The 20,297-nt window shown below is 60.7% G+C and carries 20 protein-coding genes; 7 read left to right on the forward strand and 13 right to left on the reverse strand.

Features of this window, described 5'->3' with window-relative positions; translation table 11 throughout:
* Nucleotides 1-54: 54 nt before the first annotated feature.
* Nucleotides 55-963, reverse strand: coding sequence for a LysR family transcriptional regulator (locus HKK52_RS13505; protein ID WP_169371230.1), 909 nt, complete (start codon nucleotides 961-963; stop codon nucleotides 55-57).
* A 199-nt stretch (nucleotides 964-1,162) separates the two neighbouring features.
* On the opposite strand from HKK52_RS13505, the gene HKK52_RS13510 reads away from it, so the two are divergent.
* Complete coding sequence (locus tag HKK52_RS13510) at nucleotides 1,163-2,389, forward strand: aminotransferase class I/II-fold pyridoxal phosphate-dependent enzyme (RefSeq protein WP_169371231.1); 1,227 nt, start codon at nucleotides 1,163-1,165, stop codon at nucleotides 2,387-2,389.
* A gap of 17 nt (nucleotides 2,390-2,406) precedes the next feature.
* Entirely contained in the window at nucleotides 2,407-3,573 is a 1,167-nt protein-coding gene (locus HKK52_RS13515) for an MFS transporter (RefSeq protein WP_169371232.1), read from the forward strand.
* Here the strand turns inward: HKK52_RS13515 and yiaY are convergent.
* The gene (gene yiaY / locus HKK52_RS13520) at nucleotides 3,570-4,718 is read right to left on the reverse strand and encodes an L-threonine dehydrogenase (RefSeq protein WP_169371233.1); all 1,149 of its coding nucleotides are present in this window, start codon (nucleotides 4,716-4,718) and stop codon (nucleotides 3,570-3,572) included. The two genes, HKK52_RS13515 and yiaY, sit on opposite strands and share 4 nt — an antisense overlap.
* A 159-nt stretch (nucleotides 4,719-4,877) precedes the next feature.
* Here yiaY and HKK52_RS13525 point away from each other — a divergent pair, with 159 nt between their 5' ends.
* Entirely contained in the window at nucleotides 4,878-5,897 is a 1,020-nt protein-coding gene (locus HKK52_RS13525) for a DUF4917 family protein (RefSeq protein ID WP_169371234.1), read from the forward strand.
* Between the two features lie 116 nt (nucleotides 5,898-6,013).
* Here HKK52_RS13525 and HKK52_RS13530 read toward each other — a convergent pair whose 3' ends face one another.
* Nucleotides 6,014-6,556 (reverse strand): helix-turn-helix domain-containing protein, encoded by a 543-nt coding sequence (locus HKK52_RS13530; RefSeq protein WP_169371235.1) that lies wholly within the window; start codon nucleotides 6,554-6,556, stop codon nucleotides 6,014-6,016.
* A gap of 159 nt (nucleotides 6,557-6,715) precedes the next feature.
* Here HKK52_RS13530 and HKK52_RS13535 point away from each other — a divergent pair, with 159 nt between their 5' ends.
* Nucleotides 6,716-7,498, forward strand: coding sequence for an aldolase (locus tag HKK52_RS13535; protein WP_054615903.1), 783 nt, complete (start codon nucleotides 6,716-6,718; stop codon nucleotides 7,496-7,498).
* A gap of 31 nt (nucleotides 7,499-7,529) precedes the next feature.
* On the forward strand, nucleotides 7,530-8,411 hold the full coding sequence (locus HKK52_RS13540; RefSeq protein WP_169371236.1) for a dihydrodipicolinate synthase family protein: 882 nt from the start codon (nucleotides 7,530-7,532) through the stop codon (nucleotides 8,409-8,411).
* A 129-nt stretch (nucleotides 8,412-8,540) separates the two neighbouring features.
* Here HKK52_RS13540 and HKK52_RS13545 read toward each other — a convergent pair whose 3' ends face one another.
* The 3 genes from HKK52_RS13545 to HKK52_RS13555 all read right to left on the reverse strand — a co-directional run bounded on the left by HKK52_RS13545 (nucleotide 8,541) and on the right by HKK52_RS13555 (nucleotide 9,952).
* Nucleotides 8,541-8,885 carry a YegP family protein gene (locus HKK52_RS13545; protein WP_169371237.1) on the reverse strand — a complete coding sequence of 115 codons (345 nt, stop codon included), beginning with the start codon at nucleotides 8,883-8,885 and terminating at the stop codon, nucleotides 8,541-8,543.
* A 165-nt stretch (nucleotides 8,886-9,050) separates the two neighbouring features.
* A complete protein-coding gene (locus tag HKK52_RS13550; protein ID WP_169371238.1) occupies nucleotides 9,051-9,356 on the reverse strand; it encodes a ribbon-helix-helix domain-containing protein in 306 nt (101 codons plus the stop codon).
* 14 nt (nucleotides 9,357-9,370) lie between these two features.
* Entirely contained in the window at nucleotides 9,371-9,952 is a 582-nt protein-coding gene (locus tag HKK52_RS13555; RefSeq protein ID WP_169371239.1) for a DJ-1/PfpI family protein, read from the reverse strand.
* Nucleotides 9,953-10,273: 321 nt separating this feature from the next.
* Between HKK52_RS13555 and HKK52_RS13560 the strand changes: the two genes are divergently transcribed.
* Nucleotides 10,274-11,164: a DMT family transporter gene (locus tag HKK52_RS13560; RefSeq protein ID WP_169371240.1), complete on the forward strand. Its 891-nt coding sequence runs from the start codon at nucleotides 10,274-10,276 to the stop codon at nucleotides 11,162-11,164.
* Nucleotides 11,165-11,237: 73 nt separating this feature from the next.
* On the opposite strand, the gene HKK52_RS13565 is transcribed toward HKK52_RS13560, so the two are convergent.
* From HKK52_RS13565 to HKK52_RS13580, 4 genes are all read right to left on the reverse strand, one after another.
* Nucleotides 11,238-12,452: a class I SAM-dependent methyltransferase gene (locus HKK52_RS13565; RefSeq protein WP_169371241.1), complete on the reverse strand. Its 1,215-nt coding sequence runs from the start codon at nucleotides 12,450-12,452 to the stop codon at nucleotides 11,238-11,240.
* A 333-nt stretch (nucleotides 12,453-12,785) separates the two neighbouring features.
* Nucleotides 12,786-13,403: a TPM domain-containing protein gene (locus HKK52_RS13570; protein ID WP_169371242.1), complete on the reverse strand. Its 618-nt coding sequence runs from the start codon at nucleotides 13,401-13,403 to the stop codon at nucleotides 12,786-12,788.
* 43 nt (nucleotides 13,404-13,446) lie between these two features.
* Nucleotides 13,447-14,205, reverse strand: coding sequence for a TPM domain-containing protein (locus HKK52_RS32805; protein WP_169371243.1), 759 nt, complete (start codon nucleotides 14,203-14,205; stop codon nucleotides 13,447-13,449).
* 76 nt (nucleotides 14,206-14,281) lie between these two features.
* A complete protein-coding gene (locus HKK52_RS13580; RefSeq protein WP_169371244.1) occupies nucleotides 14,282-14,890 on the reverse strand; it encodes a LemA family protein in 609 nt (202 codons plus the stop codon).
* Between the two features lie 239 nt (nucleotides 14,891-15,129).
* Between HKK52_RS13580 and bglX the strand changes: the two genes are divergently transcribed.
* On the forward strand, nucleotides 15,130-17,421 hold the full coding sequence (gene bglX / locus HKK52_RS13585; RefSeq protein WP_169371245.1) for a beta-glucosidase BglX: 2,292 nt from the start codon (nucleotides 15,130-15,132) through the stop codon (nucleotides 17,419-17,421).
* Nucleotides 17,422-17,473: 52 nt separating this feature from the next.
* Here bglX and HKK52_RS13590 read toward each other — a convergent pair whose 3' ends face one another.
* From HKK52_RS13590 to HKK52_RS13600, 3 genes are all read right to left on the reverse strand, one after another.
* Nucleotides 17,474-18,631 carry a phospholipase D-like domain-containing protein gene (locus tag HKK52_RS13590; protein WP_169371246.1) on the reverse strand — a complete coding sequence of 386 codons (1,158 nt, stop codon included), beginning with the start codon at nucleotides 18,629-18,631 and terminating at the stop codon, nucleotides 17,474-17,476.
* Between the two features lies 1 nt (nucleotide 18,632).
* Nucleotides 18,633-19,223 carry a YceI family protein gene (locus HKK52_RS13595; RefSeq protein WP_169371247.1) on the reverse strand — a complete coding sequence of 197 codons (591 nt, stop codon included), beginning with the start codon at nucleotides 19,221-19,223 and terminating at the stop codon, nucleotides 18,633-18,635.
* A gap of 274 nt (nucleotides 19,224-19,497) precedes the next feature.
* On the reverse strand, nucleotides 19,498-20,268 hold the full coding sequence (locus HKK52_RS13600) for an IclR family transcriptional regulator (RefSeq protein ID WP_169371248.1): 771 nt from the start codon (nucleotides 20,266-20,268) through the stop codon (nucleotides 19,498-19,500).
* Nucleotides 20,269-20,297 lie beyond the last annotated feature (29 nt).

Consider the following 20,297-nt stretch of genomic DNA (forward strand, 5'->3'; position numbering starts at 1 on the left):
CTTGTAGGAGCGAGGCTTGCCCGCGAAGAGGCCGGCCCATCCAACAAAGATCTATCAGGCATGCCCGCGCAACTGCTCAAACAACATCCGGCTCACCGGCGACAACCCCGCTTCATCGCGCACCACCAGAATCAGCGCCCGATCCGACCAGTCATCGGTCAACGGCACCGCATGCAACCCCAGCGCCCGGCCAAACAGTTCATAGGCTTTTTGCGGCAGGATGCCGATGCCCATGTTGGCCTGGACCATCCGGCACATCGCATCGAACCCCGGCACATGAATCCGCAGCCGCAACACTTTGCCGGCCTTGCGCGCGGCGGCGTGGGTGCGCATGTTGATCGAACTGGCGGCATGCAGGCCGACGTAATCGCTGCCCAGGGTATCGGCGAACGCCAGGGTTTCGCGGCTGGCCAAGGGATGATCCGGCGGCATCAACACCACCAGTTTGTCCTGGCGATAGAGCACGCTGTGCAGGCCTTTGACGTCGCTGTCGCTGGAACAGATTCCAAGGTCCGCCACGCCATCCAGCACGCCTTGAATCACCCCACTGCTGGGCCGTTCTTCGAGGTCAGTCTTGACCTGGGGATGACGCTCGGAAAAGTCGCGCAGGTCTTCGGGCAGGAACTGAATGATCGCCGACAGATTGGCCAGCATCCGCACGTAGCCGCGAATCCCATGGCTGTGCTCCCCCAGTTCCAGCCCCATTTTCTCGACGTTGAACAGCATCTGCCGGGCATGGTGCAACAGGGTTTCCCCGGCCGGCGTCAGGGTCATGCCCTTGGCCTGGCGCACAAACAGACTAATCCCGAACGCTTCCTCCAGCTCCATCAAGCGCTTGCTGGCCGCCGACACCGCGATCGCTTCTCGCGTGGCAGCACGGGTCAGCGTGCCCTCTTCGTGGACAGCGACGAACAGCTGGAGGGTGATCAAGTCGAGGCGGCGGATCAGGCTTTTTTGCAGCATGGTGGGCTCGATGGCAAGTTCGGCTGAGTCGGCAGGATAGCCCGGTTTTGGCCCACAGCATCACAAGACACCGTCCTACACATAAATCTCTTGTAACACTCAAACATGCAGGAATCGGCCGATTCAACGCCTGCGCCACACTCCGTAAAATCTCGATACACAAGGACAGCGACACCCACTCAAGGAGAGACACACCTGTATGGACCAGACCGCAAACACCTTCACCAACTATCGAAAACTGATCGCCCTGGCCGATCACGACTGGGAAACCGCCGAAGCCGGGAAAGTCGCGGGGCTCAACGTCGATATCCGCAGCGCCAACCGCATGGTCGATCAATACGGACGGGCCTTTCATCACTTCTGCACCACCTCTTACCTGGGCCTGGATCACCACCCCGACCTGCTCAAAGGCGCCATGAGCACCTTGTGGGAAACCGGCACCCTGCGCGTCGCCAATTCGAAAAACCGCTGCAAACTGGCGATCCTGGAGCAGTACGAAAGCGAATTGTCCGACTTGTTCGGCGCCCGATGCCTCAGCACCTTGTCGTGCAGCGCGGCGAGTGCCGGGATCCTGCCGTTACTGGCCAGCGGCGTGTTCACCGAAAACCGCCCGCCGGTGATGGTGTTCGACCGCTTGGCGCATTACTCGATGAACCACCTCAAAGCCGCGTGCGCGGACGAAACCAAAGTGGTGACCTGTCCGCATAACGACATGGATTTCCTCGAACAGCAGTGTCAGCAGAACGGCACGGTCGCGTATATCGCCGACGGCGCCTACAGCATGGGCGGGGTCGCGGACATGGCGAGTCTGTTGTACCTGAAAGAGCGCTATGGGCTGTTTCTGTACCTGGACGATTCCCATGCCCTCTCCGCCGTCGGCACAGGCGGCGCCGGCCTGGTACGCCCCAGATTGCAGGCCCTGGAAGATGACTGCCTGATCGTCGCCTCCCTGGCCAAATCGTTTGGCGCCAGCGGTGGCCTGGTGATGCTCGGCAGTGAACGGCAGCAGAAGCTTGTCCAGCGTTACGGCGGGCCGAGCAACTGGTCGCAAAGCCTGAACAGTGCGGCCATCGGTGCAGGCCGTGCCTCGATCAAGCTGCACCGCACCGCGGAATTCGCCGCATTGCAGGAAAAACTTCAGGTTAATATCCAGCTCTTTGACAGCTTGATCAGCACCGAACAACACGGCAGTAACATGGCGATTCGCCTGATCCGTTGCGGCGAAGCGGCGCTGGCCAACAGCTTGGCGACGGAGTTGGCCAACCTCGGTTTCTTCACCTCGGCGGTGTTTTTTCCGGTGGTCGCGCAAGGTCAGGCGGCCATCCGGATTACCTTGCGGGCCGACATGGAGCCCGGGTTGATCCGCCACTTTTGTGAACTCATCAGCGAACTGTTGCGTACTCACGGCCGGGATGTCGGCAGTTAAAACCCAGGGAAGACTCCATGAAGAACAGCACCACCCTCCTCGTCACCTGCAGCACGGTTTTCCTCGCGCAATTGGGCATGAGCATTTACCTGCCGGCATTGCCGGAGATTGCCCGGTATCTCTCGGCCGATGCGTCGCAGGTGTCGTGGGGGTTGGCGGTGTACCTGATTGGCATGGCGCTGCCGATGCTGTTCTGGGGCAGCCTGGGCCAGCGCATCGGACGTAAACCGGTGTTGCTCGCGGCGCTTGGCATCTATGGGTTGGGCAATCTCGCCCTGCCCCTGGGCCAGACGCTGGAATCGTTTCTGTTCTTCCGCTTGCTCCAGGGCATTGGTGCCAGCGGGATTTCGGTGATGGCGCGGGTGCTGATCCGCGACAGCTTTCGCGGTGACCTGCTGGCCAAGGCGCTGTCGTGGATTTCGATTTCCTTTGTAGTGGCGTTGGGCATCGGCCAATACCTGGGGTCGATCATTCAGGTGGCGCTGGGCTGGCCGGCGATCTTTTACCTGCTGGGTGGTGTAAGTCTGCTGATGGCCGTGATCGTGGCGCGGGTCGCGTTCCCGGTACTGACTGACGAACTCCGCCCGTCCTCCAGTTGGCCAAGCTACTGGCGCATCCTGCGTCATCGAGCGTTTCTGCTGCCGGCCCTCGCAGGAGGTCTGGGTTACGGGGTGATCATCGCGTTCAATACGGCGGCGCCCTTGATTCTGCAGGGACCGTTCAACTGGTCGGCCGTGGAATATGGGCTGTTGGGATGGCCGATCAGTGCGGCGTATTTTCTTGGGGCGCTGGGGGTCAATCGCTTTGTGCTGCGCACCGGCCAGCATTGGCTGATGACGCTGGGTGTCGGCCTGGTGCTGGCCGGCAGTGGGGTGATGTTGCTGGGGAGTGTGGCGGGGACTTCGGTGGCGTTGCTGTTCTGGCTGCCCTACTGCTTTGCGGTATTCGGCCAGTCGTTGAATTATCCGATCAGCCTGTCGCTGGCCAATGAGGGTTCGCCGGTCAGCGGTGCTTATGCGATGGCGTTGAGCGGTTTTATTCACCAGATGATGGCCGCCGTGATTGGCGGCATTGCCAGCCTGATCGCCAGTCAGCAGGCCTGGCCGTTGTCCTTGTTGTGCGTGTTGCTGGCCCTTAGCGCGATGCTCTGCGTGAGGTTCGCGCCGGGCCGCAAGACGGCTTAGAACGCGCTGCGGAAAATCTCCTCGATCTGCCGCTGATCCGCCGCGCGCGGGTTGGTCAAGCCACAGGCATCTTTCAACGCATTGACGGCGAGGATCGGGATGTCGTTGAGCTTGGCGCCGAGGTCGCGCAGACCGCCGGGGATCTCCACGTCTTTGGCCAGGCTGCGAATCGCGGCGATGGCGGCTTGCGCGCCCTCTTCCGGGCTGAAGCCGCGAATGTCGGCGCCCATGGCGAGGGCCACGTCGGTCAGGCGATCGGCGCACACCAGTGCGTTGAAACTTTGCACGTGGGGCAACAACACCGCGTTGCACACGCCGTGGGGCAAGTCGTAGAAACCGCCCAACTGGTGGGCCATCGCGTGCACATAACCGAGGGACGCGTTGTTGAACGCCATGCCGGCGAGGAACTGCGCATACGCCATGTTTTCCCGGGCGGCCATGTCGCTGCCATCACGCACGGCCAGGCGCAGGTTGTTGCTGATCAGGGTGATGGCCTTCAGCGCACAGGCGTCGGTGATCGGGTTGGCGGCAGTGGAGACATAGGCTTCGATGGCGTGGGTCAGTGCGTCCATGCCGGTGGCGGCGGTCAGGCTCTTGGGCATGGCGACCATCAGCGCCGGGTCGTTGACCGACAGCAGCGGCGTGACGTTGCGATCGACGATGGCCATTTTCACGTGGCGTGATTCATCGGTAATGATGCAGAAGCGGGTCATTTCACTGGCGGTGCCGGCGGTGGTGTTGATGGCGATCAGCGGCAGTTGTGGCTTCTCGGATTGATCGACGCCTTCGTAGTCGCGGATCTGCCCGCCGTTAGTCGCGCACAGGGCGATGCCTTTGGCGCAGTCGTGGGGCGAACCGCCGCCCAGGGACACCACGAAATCACAGCGACTTTCCTTGAGCAGGCCCAGGCCGCGCTCGACATTGGCGATACTCGGGTTCGGCTTGGCGCCGTCGAAAATCACCGAATCGATGTCCCGCATCGCCAGCTTCTCGGCAATCATCGCCGCCACGCCGGCCTTGGCCAGCCCGACGTCAGTGACGATCAGCGCTTTGCGAAAACCGTACTTGCCGATGGCGTCCATGGCTTCGTCGAGGCAACCGCTGCCCATGATGTTCACGGCGGGGATGAAAAACGTACTGCTCATGAGCGAATCTCCTGGCGAGGGGCCGAATCGACAGCGCCGATTCAGCGGATGTGCACAGGATCGACCGATCAGTCACGGCGGATGTTGATCTGGCTCAAGTCCCGGTCGTGATAAAGTCGCCGCCCATCAGCCCCTTCGCTTTTTGAGACGACCAACGCAATGACCGATTTCCAGGATGTCGATGCCCAACTTGAAGACTGGAACGCCTTGCGCACCAGCGCTTCGTTCAGCGGCCTGCTGCTGGGCAACGGCGCCAGCCGCGCGGTATGGGACGACTTCGGCTACGACTCGCTGTTCGACAACGCGCGCACCGTCGAAGAAAAGCCCCTGAGCCAGTCCGAGCTGAGTGTGTTCGATGCGCTGCAAACCCGCAGTTTCGAGCAAGTGCTGAGCGCGCTGAAAATCACCAGCCGCGTCAACAAAGCCCTGGCCGTCAGCTCCGCCGCGCCGCGCAATCGCTACTACGCGATCAAGGAAGCGCTGATCAACACCGTGCACGCGGTGCACATCCCGTGGCGGCTGGTAGTGCCTTCGACGTTGGCGACGATCAATCAAGAGCTGGGCCGCTATCGGACGGTGTTCACCACCAACTACGATTTGCTCGGCAACTGGGCGATCCAGCACTCACCTGATGGGGTGACTGATTTGTTCCACGGCAGCGAGCCGAGCTTCGACTTGAGCGCCAGCGCCACCGACAAAACCCGTTTGCTGTACCTGCACGGTGGTCTGCACCTGGTGCGCAACCAGGACGGCACCGCGCGCAAACTGATGTCGACCGAGGGCACGTTGCTCGGCAGCTTTGCGATCAACAATACGATCAAGACCCTGGATGACGTGCCGCTGTTCGTCAACGAAGGGCCGGCGCAGGACAAGCTCAAGACCATTCGCAGTTCGGATTATTTGTCGTTCTGTTATGACCAGCTATTGGGGCATGGCGAGGGCTTGTGCATCTTCGGGCATGCGCTGGGCGAGCAGGACAGCCACATCATCCATGCGTTGCGCCAGGCGAAACCGAAGGTGGTCGCGGTGTCGATTTATCCGCGTACCAAGGCGTTTATCCAGCATCAGAAGCGGCATTACGCGAAGGGGTTTGAGGGGACGGGGGTTGAGTTAAGGTTTTTTGATTCGAAGACGCATGCGCTGGGCAGTTCGAAGTTGACCGTGCCGGTTGAAGTCTAAGGATCGTTCCCACGCTCTGCGTGGGAATGCCTCCAGGGACGCTCTGCGTTCCAATGGGACGCGGAGCGTCCCGGGCTGCATTCCCACGCAGAGCGTGGGAACGATCAACAGCCAAGTCATTCTTCGCTGCTATGCACCACCACCAGCAATTGCGCCTGAACCTCCCCCACTGACCGGATCCGATGCGGCTTCTGCGCATTGAAGTGCAGCGCATCCCCGCGATTGAGCAGCACCCGTTCGTTCATGAAGTCCACTTCCACCTGCCCTTCGTGAACAAACAGAAACTCTTCCCCCAAATGTTCCTTGAAGGTCTTGTCGGTGAATTCGCTCGGCGGGTAGATGATGAACGGCAACAGACTGCGTTCACTGACCTGATGGGCCAGCACCGCGTAACCGGGGCTGTGGTCGTTGGCGGCCAGGGACTGGCGTTCGTCGCTGCGCACTAGGCTGTAGCTGTCGAGGCTGATGTTGTCTTCGGAGAACAATTCCTCGACCTTCACGTTCAACGCCTTGGCCAGTTTCAAGGCAGCGGCAATCGACGGGGTGTTCAGCCCGCGCTCGACTTTCGACAGATAACTCTTGGTCATGCCGGACTTTTCGGCCAGGGACTCCAAAGTCACGCCAAGTTTTTTCCTGAGTAATTTCAAACGGATAGACATGTGCAGCGATTAATCCATGAAGGAATCGACGATTTGCCCTTGCCAATGACACAAAGTGTCATATAGCCTCTTTAGTGTCATTTGCACTCACCCACGACCTTGCAAGCAACGGGTAAACCGCAAACCCGACGTCCATTGAACCACCCAAAGGACACCGATATGGCCAAGACCTTAGCACTCCCCAAAGACCAACTGGTCAAGCAAGCGCTGATCCAGATGCAAAACACCCTGGCGGATAATACGTGGACCGACCGGCAAAAGCTGGCCCTGACCTGCCGCATCCTGTTCGAGAATGGTCACGACTCCGGCCTGGCCGGGCAAATCACCGCTCGCGGCCCGCAGCCTGGTACTTATTACACCCAGCAACTGGGCCTGGGTTTCGATGAAATCACCGCCGGCAATCTGCTGCTGGTCAACGAAGACCTGGAAGTGCTCGAAGGCCACGGTATGCCCAACCCGGCCAACCGTTTCCATAGCTGGGTGTACCGCGCCCGGCCGGATGTGAACTGCATCATTCACACGCATCCGACCCACGTCGCTGCGCTGTCGATGCTTGAAGTGCCGCTGCAGGTCTCGCACATGGACCTGTGCCCGCTCTACGAAGATTGCGCGTTTCTCGAAGCCTGGCCCGGTGTACCGGTTGGCAATGAAGAAGGCGAAATCATTGCCGGCGCACTCGGCGATAAACGCGCGATCCTGCTTTCCCACCACGGCCAATTGTCCACCGGCGCCAGCATCGAGGAAGCCTGCGTGATTGCGCAACTGATCGAACGCGCGGCGAAGTTGCAGTTGCTGGCCATGAGCGCCGGGACGATCAAACCGATCCTGCCGGAGCTGGGCCGCGAAGCCCATGACTGGATATCCAAGCCGAAACGCCACGCCGCCGCCTTCAACTACTACGCTCGGCAGAACCTGCGCCAACACGCCGATTGCCTGAACTGAACCCACTCATTTTCAAAAGAGGAGAGACAACATGTCGACCCCAACCATTCACGGCATCATCGGCTACACCATCACACCATTCAGCGCCAATGGCGTCGATCTTGAAGCCCTCGGGCGCTCCATCGACCGCCTGATCGACAGCGGCGTCCACGCCATCGCGCCGCTGGGTAGCACCGGCGAAGGCGCTTACCTGAGCGATGCGGAGTGGGATCAGGTCAGCGAGTTCAGTATCAAGCACGTGGCGAAACGGGTGCCGACCATCGTCAGCGTGTCCGACCTGACCACCGCCAAAGCCGTGCGCCGTGCGCGCTTCGCCGAGGCTCATGGCGCCGATGTGGTGATGGTATTGCCGGCGTCCTACTGGAAACTCAGCGAAACGGAAATCCTCGCCCACTACCGCGCCATTGGCGACAGCATCGGCGTGCCGATCATGCTCTACAACAACCCGGCCACCAGTGGCACGGACATGTCGGTGGAGCTGATCCTGCGGATTTTCAACGCCGTCGAAAACGTCACGATGGTCAAGGAAAGCACTGGCGACATCCAGCGCATGCACAAACTGCAATTGCTCGGCGATGGTCAGGTGCCGTTCTATAACGGCTGCAACCCGTTGGCGCTGGAAGCGTTTGCGGCCGGGGCAAAAGGCTGGTGCACGGCGGCGCCGAACCTGATCCCACAGCTCAATCTCGACCTGTATGAAGCGGTACTGGCCAATGACCTGGGCAAGGCGCGTGAGTTGTTTTATCGCCAGTTGCCGCTGCTGGACTTTATTCTCAAGGGTGGTTTGCCGGCGACGATCAAGGCCGGGTTGCGCGCGACCGGGCTGGAAGTGGGGGATCCACGGTTGCCGGTGTTTCCACTGAGCGAGGCGGGTTGCAGCCAGTTGCAGGGGTTGTTGAAAGCCTTGCGCTGATCTTGCACCTACTGATCGTTCCCACGCTCCTGCGTGGGAATGCAGCCGGGGACGCTCTGCGTCCCATTGGAACGCGGAGCGTCCCTGGAGGCATTCCCACGCAGGAGCGTGGGAACGATCAGCGGTAACTTAGAGCACCGGCAGCGTCTTGTCCTTGATTACCGTCGTCGGCCCGTTGGCCTTCACACTGGCAATCCCCTTCTCCCGTGCGGCATCGTTGGAATACGCCTCGCTGCTGCCGATGACCTCGTGATTACCGGCCTTGAGGTTGAAGTAAGGATGGCCATCCTTGGTGGTCTTTTTCTCGTAGCGCTCATCCAGCGGGCTGTTTTTCTGCACCGAGGCGATGCCGCCATCGGCAGCGGCGCGGGTGGTGTAGTGCTCGCTGTTCAGAATGGTTTCGGCATTGGCTGCTTTCAGCACAAACCGAAACTGCCCGTTGCTGGTTTTGCTCACTTCGTACCATCCGGACATGCTCGTTCTCCTTGGCAATTGAGAGGGTTCGCGCCAAAGAGTAAAGACCACCCAGTGATGTCTGTCGCCTGTACCCGCCCCTTCGCGAGCAAGCCCGCTTCCACAGGTGGAATGCATTCCAAGGTGGGAGCGGGCTTGCTCGCGAAAGGGCCGACACGGTTTAAGCTATTTCACCGCAGTGCGAACCACCGACAACTCCGGCGCCTGCACCCGACGCTGCGACAAATACCGCATGCAACTCACCCGCAGGAACGAAGCAAAATTCACCACCTCCCCGCGATAATCCATCACCTCTTCATACAGTTTGGCGATCAACTGGTTGGTGGTCATGCCGTCGACTTCGGCGATTTCGCTGAGGATGTCCCAGAACTGATTCTCCAGACGCAGGGTGGTGACCACCCCGCAGATGCGCAGCGAGCGGGAGCGCGATTCGTAGAGGATCGGATCGGCCTTGACGTAGAGCTCGCACATGGAAACGTCCCTCGTTACAGCGTGATTTTGGTGCCCAGCAAACCGAGGAAACCGGCGAGCCAGTTCGGGTGCGCCGGCCAGGCGGGCGCAGTGGCCAGATTGCCTTGAACGTGGCCTTCCGTCACCGGGATATCGATGAACGTACCACCGGCCAAACGAACTTCCGGGGCACAGGCCGGGTAAGCGCTGCATTCGCGACCTTCGAGAATTCCAGCGGCGGCGAGCAATTGCGCGCCATGGCACACGGCGGCGATTGGCTTGCCGGCCTTGTCGAAGTCCCGCACCAGTTCCAGGACTTTTTCGTTCAGGCGCAGGTACTCCGGCGCACGACCGCCGGGCACCAGCAGTGCGTCGTAATCGCCGGCCTTCACCTTGGCGAAGTCGAAATTCAGGGCAAACAGGTGACCGGGTTTTTCGCTGTAGGTCTGGTCGCCTTCGAAGTCATGGATCGCGGTGCGCACGGTCTGGCCGGCGGTTTTCTCCGGGCACACGGCGTGCACGGTGTGGCCGACCATCAGCAGCGCCTGGAACGGCACCATCACTTCGTAGTCTTCGACGTAATCGCCGACCAGCATCAGGATTTTCTTGGCAGCCATGGGGAGGACTCCTCTGGGAATACGTGGGCGTGCAGGAGTATTCAAGGTAGTCCTTATCGGCGGCGGCAGGTAATAGCCGGTTACTACCGCCAATGAGCTTTTGTGGCGAGGGAGCTTGCTCCCGCTGGGCTGCGAAGCGGCCCCTCTCTTGACCTTAAAAAGAAGAGGACTGCTGCGCAGCCCAACGGGAGCAAGCTCCCTCGCCACAGGGATCGCGGCAAACTGTACGGATAACTCTGCGCCTAGCTGTAACAGGGCCAAACCTAATGTTTGTGGCTAGATGAAGCCACGTCCAATCACCCTGAATCCTGGTTGCCCATCATGTCCTCGCGCGAAAACACCGGCATGGCCCTCGGCCTGCTCGGCGTCGTCATCTTCAGCCTCACCCTGCCCTTCACGCGGATCGTCGTGCAGGAAATCCATCCGTTGCTCAACGGTCTGGGCCGCGCCTTGTTTGCGGCGGTGCCGGCGGCGATGCTGTTGTTGTGGCGACGTGAGAAGTGGCCGACCTGGAAACAGGTCAAGGGCCTGACCCTGGTGATCGCCGGGGTGATCCTCGGTTTCCCGGTGCTGTCAGCCTGGGCCATGCAGACGTTGCCGGCGTCCCATGGTGCGCTGGTCAACGGCCTGCAACCGCTGTGCGTGGCGCTGTACGCCGCGTGGCTGTCCCATGAACGGCCGTCAAAAGCCTTCTGGGCCTGCGCCGCGTTGGGCAGCGCGCTGGTGCTCGGTTATGCGCTGATCAGCGGCGCCGGCAGTATTCAGGCCGGTGATTTGCTGATGCTCGGGGCGATTGCCGTGGGCGGTTTGGGCTATGCCGAAGGTGGCCGATTGGCCAAGGAAATGGGCGGCTGGCAGGTGATCTGCTGGGCGCTGGTGCTGTCGACGCCGTTGCTGATCGGGCCGGTGGTGTACCTGGCGCTGCAACATCAGGGCGAGATCTCGGCCAAGACCTGGTGGGCGTTCGGCTACGTCTCGCTGTTTTCGCAGTTCATCGGGTTCTTTGCCTGGTACGCCGGGTTGGCGATGGGCGGGATTGCGCGGGTCAGTCAGATCCAGTTATTGCAGATCTTCTTCACGATTGCGTTTTCGGCGTTGTTCTTTGGCGAACACATCGAGCCGATTACCTGGCTGTTTGCGGGTGGGGTGATTGTGACGGTGATGTTGGGGCGAAAAACAGCCGTCAAACCCGCCCGCATTGCCACCGCATAACCTGTAGGAGCCAGGCTTGCCGGCGAAGGCGCCTTCAAAATCGCCTTCGCCGGCAAGCCTGGCTCCTACAGAATCAGAGGTAGCCGTCGGAACGCAGCAACGTTTCCAGGCAATGCTCAGTGATCTGATAGAAATCCTTCAATTCCTGAATCTTCACCAACAACTGCGCCGGGTCCACCGGCTCGGCGCGCTTGACCGCCAGGATCATCTTGTTCTTGTTGGTGTGGTCCAGTGAGATGAACTCGAACACCTTGGTCTCGTAGCCGCAGGCCTCAAGGAACAATGCGCGCAGGCTGTCGGTGACCATTTCCGCCTGTTGGCCCAGGTGCAAACCGTATTGCAGCATCGGCTTGAGCAGCGCCGGGCTCTGGATTTGCAGGCGGATCTGTTTGTGGCAGCACGGCGAGCACATGATGATCGAGGCACCGGAACGAATGCCGGTGTGGATCGCGTAGTCGGTGGCGATGTCGCAGGCATGCAGGGCAATCATCACATCCAGCTCGCTCGGCGCGACGCTGCGTACGTCGCCGCACTTGAACACCAGCCCCGGATGTTCCAGCTTCGCCGCCGCGGTGTTGCACAGGTTGACCATCTCTTCGCGCAACTCGACACCAGTGACTTCACCTTCAGCGTTCAAGGTGTTGCGCAGGTAGTCGTGGATCGCGAACGTCAGGTAACCCTTGCCCGACCCGAAATCCGCCACGCGCACCGGTTTGTCCAGCGCCAGCGGCGAGGTGGTCAGGGCATGGCTGAACACTTCGATGAACTTGTTGATCTGCTTCCACTTGCGCGACATCGCCGGGATCAGCTCGTGCTTGCTGTTGGTCACACCCAGGTCGGCGAGGAACGGCCGGCTCAGGTCGAGGAAGCGATTTTTCTCGCGGTTATGCTCGGCGGACGGCACTTCACGCAATTGCTGGGGTTTGCTCTTGAACAGCGAAGGCTTGCCCTTTTTGCTGTATTCGAGCTGGGCTTCATCAGTCAGGGACAGCAAATGCGCATTTTTGAACGCCTCGGGCAGCAGCGCGGCGATAGTCGCCACGCCTTCGGCCAGCGGGAAGTTCTTGGTGATATCGCGGGTCTTGTAGCGGTAGACGAAGGACAGGCAAGACTGATCCTTGACCGTGAGTTGCTTGATGATCAGTCGCTGCAAGTCCGCCTCGGGGCCGACGTACTTGGCCAGCACCAGTTTGATAAAGGCATTGGCGTCGAGGCTGGTTTGCAGCAAGTCGATGAACTGGGCGTGGTGATCCGGCGCGAGGCTGGCAGGAGTGGCGGTAGCAGACATGGGGAAAACGGCCTCGGGCGGTGCAAATCGGGAATGGCGGGTATTTTAGGGGGGATGTGGGTTTGGGACACGCTGTTATTTACCGAACGGCACGATCTGTAGCAGCTGCCGAGGTACGAGGCTGCGTCGCGTGTAGCAGCTGCCGAGGTACGAGGCTGCGTCGCGTGTAGCAGCTGCCGAGGTACGAGGCTGCGTTCGGCTGCGAAGCAGTCGTGAAATCAGAATACGCGGTGTTTCAGTAAAACTGCGTGGTCTGGTTTTACGACTGCTTCGCAGCCGAACGCAGCCTCGCAGGCTCGGCAGCTGCTACAGGCGGGACGTTGTTACTGAGATTTAGCCTAGAACGACCAACCGATTCGGCAATTCATTCCTCACCTGCGTCACCGGCACATGCACCTTGAGCAACTCACCGCAGGCCTCGATGCACGTCACAAACCCCTGCAACGTCTGGCCCTGTTTCACCTGTTGGGTAAACGCCGTGACAATTGCATCCCAGGTCTTGTTGTCCAGGCGCCTGGAAATCCCTTCATCCACCAGGATTTCCACGTAACGCTCGGCTTCGCAGACAAAGATCAACATCCCGGTGCTGCCCACGGTGTGGTGCAGGTTCTGCTCCAGGAACTGCCGCCGGGCCAGGTTCGAGGCGCGCCAGTGACGAACCCGGCGCGGGATCAAATGGGTGGTGATTTTCGGAATGCGGAACACCAGGCACAGCACGATAAAACTCGCCCATTGCACCAGCAACAGGCTGTGCATGGTCAGCGCGCCGGTCAGGTAATGCACCAGCCCCGGCACCACCAGCGCCAGCAAACTGGCCCATAGCAGCGGGATGTACACGTAGTCGTCGGCGCGGGCCGCGAGCACGGTGACCAGTTCGGCGTCAGTTTCGCGCTCGACCCGGGCGATCGCCTCGGCGACTTTGCGTTGTTCGTGTTCTGTCAGTAATGCCATGGTTTTCAGTGCCTGTTCCCATTTGTTTTTATGAGTAGCGTTATCACCAGCCGCCCGACGAACCTCCGCCCCCGAAACTGCCCCCGCCGCCGCTGAAGCCCCCGCCGCCTCCACCGCCGCCGCCAAATCCACCACCGCCGAAACCGCCCCCCGAACCACCGGAGCCACCGCGACCGGCCGGCAGGATACCGAGCATCTGGCAGATAAAAATCGTCAGGATGAACAGCATCACCAGGAAGATGAACACGCCAGGGTGGCGCGAGATGAAATCGCTCTCTTCGTTGCCGCCAGAGTCATACACCGTCGAGGGCTCGTCCAGCGGACTGCCGCCCAACACCACCAACATTGCCGCGACGCCATCGCTGATGCCCTTGCTGAAGTTGCCGGCCTTGAAGGATGGCGTGATCACCTGATTGATGATCACCGAACTCTGGGCATCGGTCAGGCGATCTTCCAGGCCATAACCGACTTCAATCCGCAGCTTGCGCTCATCGCGGGCAACGATCAGCAGCGCACCGTTGTTCTTGTCCTTCTGGCCGATGGCCCAGGCGCGACCGAGTTGATAACCGAAGTCAGCGATGTCGGTGCCCTGCAAATCCGGCAACGTCACCACCACCAATTGCTCGCCGGTGGCCGATTCGTGGGCCTGGAGCTGCTGGGTCAACTGCTCGCGCACCGCCGGCTCGATCATCTGCGCGTTGTCCACCACCCGCCCGGTCAGCGGCGGGAACTTCAACTCGGCCTGAGCCGTGACTGCAACCACCCAGAGCAACAGCACCAGGCCCATCTTCAACACGCGCATTGGCAACCTCATCCGTGTACCGCCATCAACACCTCCCCGTAGGAACTGCCGAAGGCTGCGCCTACAGGTCATTCACCTAGAATTTCACTTGCGGCGCTTTATCGGCATCCGGGCTGGTCGCTTCGAACGTCTCGCGAATCGGCAAATCGCTGTACATCACGCTATGCCACAGGCGACCCGGGAAGGTGCGGATTTCGGTGTTGTATTTCTGCACCGCGAGGATGAAGTCGCGGCGGGCCACGGCGATGCGGTTTTCGGTGCCTTCAAGTTGCGATTGCAGGGCCAGGAAGTTCTGGTTGGCCTTAAGGTCCGGGTAGCGCTCGGACACCACCATCAAACGACTCAGGGCGCCGGTCAGTTGATCCTGGGCCTGCTGGAATTGCTTGAGTTTTTCCGGGTTGTCCAGCGTATTGGCATCGACCTGGATCGAGGTCGCCTTGGCCCGGGCTTCGATCACCGCGGTCAGGGTTTCTTCTTCGTGCTTGGCATAGCCCTTGACGGTTTCCACCAGGTTGGGGATCAGATCGGCACGGCGCTGATACTGGTTCTGCACCTGGCCCCAGGCGGCCTTGGCCTGTTCGTCGAGGGTCGGGATGTTGTTGATGCCGCAGCCGGCGAGCAGCGTGGTCAACAGCATCAGCGCTGCAACGTGCAGGCTCGAACGATAGTTGAGTCGTACATTCATGTAGGTGGTGCTCCCGTGCACAATCCGTTGAAAAACTGCCCGTAACCTTTGAACCGGGCTCTTGGGGCATAATCTGCCGCCGCCACTGGATTGCAGCGTGGCAATGGGCTAAAAGATGCCCCCAGTACAAGAAACGCTTCAGAAGTGTGCTGCATTTACCTGAACAACAATAGTCGCTCCCTAAATTTTGGCTGATCGGCGCGTATTCACTGCCGTTTAGGCCTTTGAGAAAACTATTCATGAAGAAGCTGTGTTTGCTGGGCCTGTTCGTCAGCCTGGCCAGTCATAACGTATTGGCCGCCACGACCCCTGCACCTCTTGAGAACAAGGACGCTTTCATCAGCAATCTGATGAAGCAGATGACCCTTGATGAAAAAATCGGCCAATTGCGCCTGATCAGCATCGGCCCGGAAATGCCCCGGGAGCTGATCCGCAAGGAAATCGCCGCCGGCAACATCGGTGGCACGTTCAACTCCATTACCCGTCCGGAAAACCGTCCGATGCAGGACGCGGCCATGCGCAGCCGGTTGAAGATCCCGATGTTCTTCGCCTATGACGTGATCCACGGCCACCGGACAATTTTCCCGATCCCCATTGCCCTGGCGTCGAGCTGGGACATGGACGCCATCGGCCGCTCCGGGCGCGTTGCCGCCAAGGAAGCCGCCGCCGACAGCCTCGACATCACCTTCGCACCGATGGTCGATATCTCCCGCGACCCGCGCTGGGGCCGCACCTCCGAAGGTTTCGGTGAAGACACGTATTTGGTGTCGCGGATTGCCGGGGTGATGGTCAAGGCCTTCCAGGGCCAGGGCGCCAACGCCGCCGACAGCATCATGGCCAGCGTCAAGCACTTCGCCTTGTACGGCGCGATCGAGGGCGGTCGCGACTACAACGTCGTCGACATGAGCCCGGTCAAGATGTACCAGGACTACCTGCCGCCGTACCGCGCCGCGATTGACGCTGGTGCCGGCGGGGTGATGGTTGCGCTGAACTCGATCAACGGCGTGCCCGCCACCGCCAACACCTGGCTGATGAACGACCTGTTGCGCAAGGAGTGGGGCTTCAAGGGCCTGGCGGTCAGCGACCACGGGGCGATTTTCGAGCTGATCAAGCACGGCGTCGCGGCGGACGGTCGTGAAGCGGCGAAGCTGGCGATCAAGGCCGGCATCGACATGAGCATGAACGACACCCTCTACGGCAAAGAACTGCCGGGGCTATTGAAGGCCGGCGAAATCGAGCAGAAGGACATCGACAACGCCGTGCGTGAAGTGCTGGCCGCCAAGTACGACATGGGCCTGTTCAAGGACCCGTACCTGCGCATCGGCAAGGCCGAGGAAGACCCGGCCGACACCTACGCCGAAAGCCGCATGCACCGTCCGGAAGCCCGCGACGTCGCACGCCGCAGCCTGGTGTTGCTGAAAAACCAGAACGACACCCTGCCGCTGAAGAAAACCGCGAAAATCGCCCTGGTCGGTCCGCTGGCCAAAGCGCCAATCGACATGATGGGCAGCTGGGCCGCGGCGGGTAAACCGGCGCAATCAGTGACGCTGTTCGACGGCATGAACGCCGCCGTGGCCGACAAGGCGACGCTGATCTACGCCCGTGGCGCCAACATCACCAGCGACAAGAAAGTCCTCGATTACCTCAACTTCCTGAACTTCGATGCGCCGGAAGTGGTGGATGATCCGCGCTCGGCCCAGGTGCTGATCGACGAAGCGGTGAAAGCGGCCAAGGATGCTGACGTGGTCGTTGCAGCCGTCGGCGAATCCCGTGGCATGTCCCACGAATCGTCGAGCCGCACCGACCTGAACATCCCGGCCAGCCAGCGTGAATTGATCAAAGCCTTGAAAGCCACCGGCAAACCGCTGGTGCTGGTGTTGATGAACGGCCGTCCGTTGTCGATTCTCGAAGAGAAAGACCAGGCTGATGCGATCCTGGAAACCTGGTTCAGCGGCACCGAAGGTGGCAACGCCATTGCCGACGTGCTGTTCGGCGATTACAACCCGTCGGGTAAACTGCCGATCACGTTCCCGCGTTCGGTGGGTCAGATTCCGACCTACTACAACCATCTGAGCATTGGCCGGCCGTTCACGCCGGGCAAACCGGGCAACTACACCTCGCAGTATTTCGATGACACCACCGGGCCGCTGTTCCCGTTCGGGTTTGGCTTGAGCTACACCACGTTCAGCGTGGACGATATGGCGCTGTCGTCGACCACCCTGAACAAGACCGGCAAACTCGACGCCAGCGTCATGCTGAAAAATACCGGCAAACGCGACGGCGAAACCGTGGTGCAGTTGTACATCCAGGACGTGACCGGCTCGATGATCCGCCCGGTCAAGGAACTGAAGAACTTCCAGAAAGTCATGCTCAAGGCCGGCGAACAGAAAGTCGTGCACTTCACCATTACCGAAGACGACCTGAAGTTCTTCAACGCCCAGCTCAAGTACGGCGCAGAACCGGGCAAGTTCAATGTGCAGATCGGCCTGGATTCCCAGGACGTGACGCAGCAGAGCTTTGAATTGCTGTAACGCCGTGGACTGATCGTTCCCACGCTCTGCGTGGGAACGATCTGCGTACCAACTACCCCCGCCGATCCAGCAGATTCACCACCACCCGATCCACCCAGCCCCACACCCTCTGCTTGACCCGCCGCCACAGCGGCCGGCGTTGCCATTCCTCCAGGCTGACTTCCGAGCTCTGTGCAAAGTCCTTCTCGAAACTCGCCGCCACCGCCGCCGTCAGTCCGGGATCCAGTGCTTCAAGGTTGGCCTCCAGGTTGAAGCGCAGATTCCAGTGGTCGAAATTGCACGAACCAATACTCACCCAGTCATCCACCAGCACCATTTTCAGGTGCAGGAAGCACGGCTGGTATTCGAAGATTTTCACTCCGGCCTTGAGCAGGCGCGGGTAGTAGCGATGCCCGGCGTAGCGCACCGACGGATGATCGGTGCGCGGGCCGGTCAGCAGCAGGCGCACGTCGATACCGCGCACGGCGGCCTTGCGCAGCGAGCGGCGGACTTTCCACGTCGGCAGGAAATACGGCGTGGCCAGCCAGATGCGCTGTTGGCCACTGTTCAAGGCGCGGAACAACGACTGCAGGATATCGCGGTGCTGGCGGGCGTCGGCATAGGCAACCCGGCCCATGCCCTCGCCCATCGACGGTACGCGCGGCAAACGAGGCAAGCCAAAGTGCGAAGCGGGTTTCCAGGCGCGGCGATGGCGGTTGGCGATCCATTGGCGGTCGAACAGCAATTGCCAGTCGAGTACCAGCGGGCCGGTCATTTCCACCATCACTTCGTGCCATTCACTGGTGTCTTCGCCCGGCGTCCAGAATTCGTCAGTCACGCCTGTACCGCCGACCACCGCCAGGCTTTGATCGACCAGCAACAACTTGCGGTGATCGCGATAGAAATTGCCGACCCAACGCCGCCAGCTCAGGCGATTGTAGAAACGCAGTTCCACCCCCGCCGCCATCAAGCGTTGGCGCAGGTTCAGGGTAAACGCCAGGCTGCCATAGTCATCGAACAGGCAGCGCACCCGCACCCCGCGTTCGGCGGCCTGGACCAACGCCTGGACCATGGCCTCGGCGCAGGCGCCCGCCTCCACCAGATACAGTTCCAGTTCGACCTGCTCTTCGGCGCGGGCAATCGCCACCAGCATGCGCGGAAAGAACTGCGGACCATCGATCAGCAATTCAAAGTGATTGCCTTCACGCCACGGAAATACGGCACCGGCCATGTCAGCGCGCCGTGAAAATCAGCACCGCACTCACCGGCACCGACAGACTGATAGCCGACAAACCGGCGACCTTGCGCAAACCGTCCAGCCCTGGGGCCAGGTCGAAATCTTCAGCGTTGATCACCAATGGCTCCAACGTCACCACTTGAAAGCGCCGATCATCGAGCCTGGTCGCCAACAATTCGGTGTTGTATTCATGTTGCTTGCCGTGGAGGTTGACGGTCACTGGCAAACGCAATTCCAGCTGGGCGCCGGGGGCCAGATCGTTGATCGGCCGCAAGTCAATCTGCGCGCTGATCACGGCGTCGGGGAAGGTCTGGATCTCGAACAGGTCCTTGCGCATGCGCTCGTCCCGCAGCGGGATGCCGCTGTTGACCGAATCCATCTCGACTTCCACTTGCGCCAGGCCCTTGGGATCGACCTTGCCGTGCAGCACCAGAAAGCGCTGCACTTCGGAAATATTGGCGTTTTTGGTGCTGATGAACGACAGCCGCGAGGACTCGCCATCGAGGTACCAATCGGCATGGGCCGACAGCGTCGCCCCCGTCAGCAGCAGAAAGGCGAGGGTTTTGCAGAGGACGCGGTTGAGCATAGAGACTCGTGGGCAAATAAACGTGCACGAACCTTAACCGCCCGTGAGCCGTTTGCAAACTCGTAGCAGCTGGCGAAGCCTGCGTCCGGCTGCGCAGCAGTCGCGAATCCAGCCACCTCGGTCTTCCTGAAAAAACGTGGTGCCTGATTTTACGACTGCTGCGCAGCCGGACGCAGGCTTCGCCAGCTGCTACAGGGCGTTCGCGTCTTGAGTTGGGGGCAGAAGAGAATGCGTTCACCAATAGGCGCTGCCGCAGGCTGCGATCTTTTACGCTTTAGGCCAACGCCTGCTGCACATCGCCAATGGTGGTGGCCAAGCTGTTCAGGTGCAGGCTCAACACCCTCTCCACCGGCGCCTGATCCATCGGCCAGTGCAGCGCCATGCTGCCGACCAATCGACCATTGGCGTGAATCGGCAACGCCACCGCGCGAATCAGAAACGGCAGGCGCACCGGGTATTCCCAGTAGCCTTCGGTGCGTTGGCCGAAACCCTGATGCAACGCCTGCTCACTGACGTGATACGGCGCGTCATCGTTGAGCCGCTCACGGCCGGCGAGTCGTTCTACTTCATGGGTTTGCAGCTCACCCAGGCACGCCCGGCCCATGGCCGAATGAAACAGGCTGGCATGCTGGCCGACGATGTAGCAGTTCTTCGGATAGCGCTTGCGCAGCACCGTGGGGATCGCGCTTTCCATCACTTCGACGCGCTCGCCGTCGAAGCTCGACAGGTCCGCCACCAACCCGGTGCGCTCGCTCAATTCCAGCAACAGCGGCGCCGCGCTTTCCACCAGGCGCCGTTTGAACCGCTGCTCGCTGTCGCCGAACAAGCGCTTGGCGCACAACCGATAACGCCGGTCGCTCAAGCCGCGATAAATCCAGCCCTGCTCCAGCAAGGTCAGCAACATGCGCGACACCGTGGCCTTGGGCAGGGTCGTCAGGTAGTGCAGTTCCTCCAGACCCAGCGCCTGATGCTCGCCCAGCAAATCGATGATCGCCAAGGCCCGTTCGACCGAGCGTACGCTGCCGGATTCGGTCTTGCTGTCCATGGATTCGACCTCCTGAGTACGGATGGATG

This window comes from Pseudomonas sp. ADAK2 (assembly GCF_012935755.1).
Lineage (GTDB): Bacteria > Pseudomonadota > Gammaproteobacteria > Pseudomonadales > Pseudomonadaceae > Aquipseudomonas.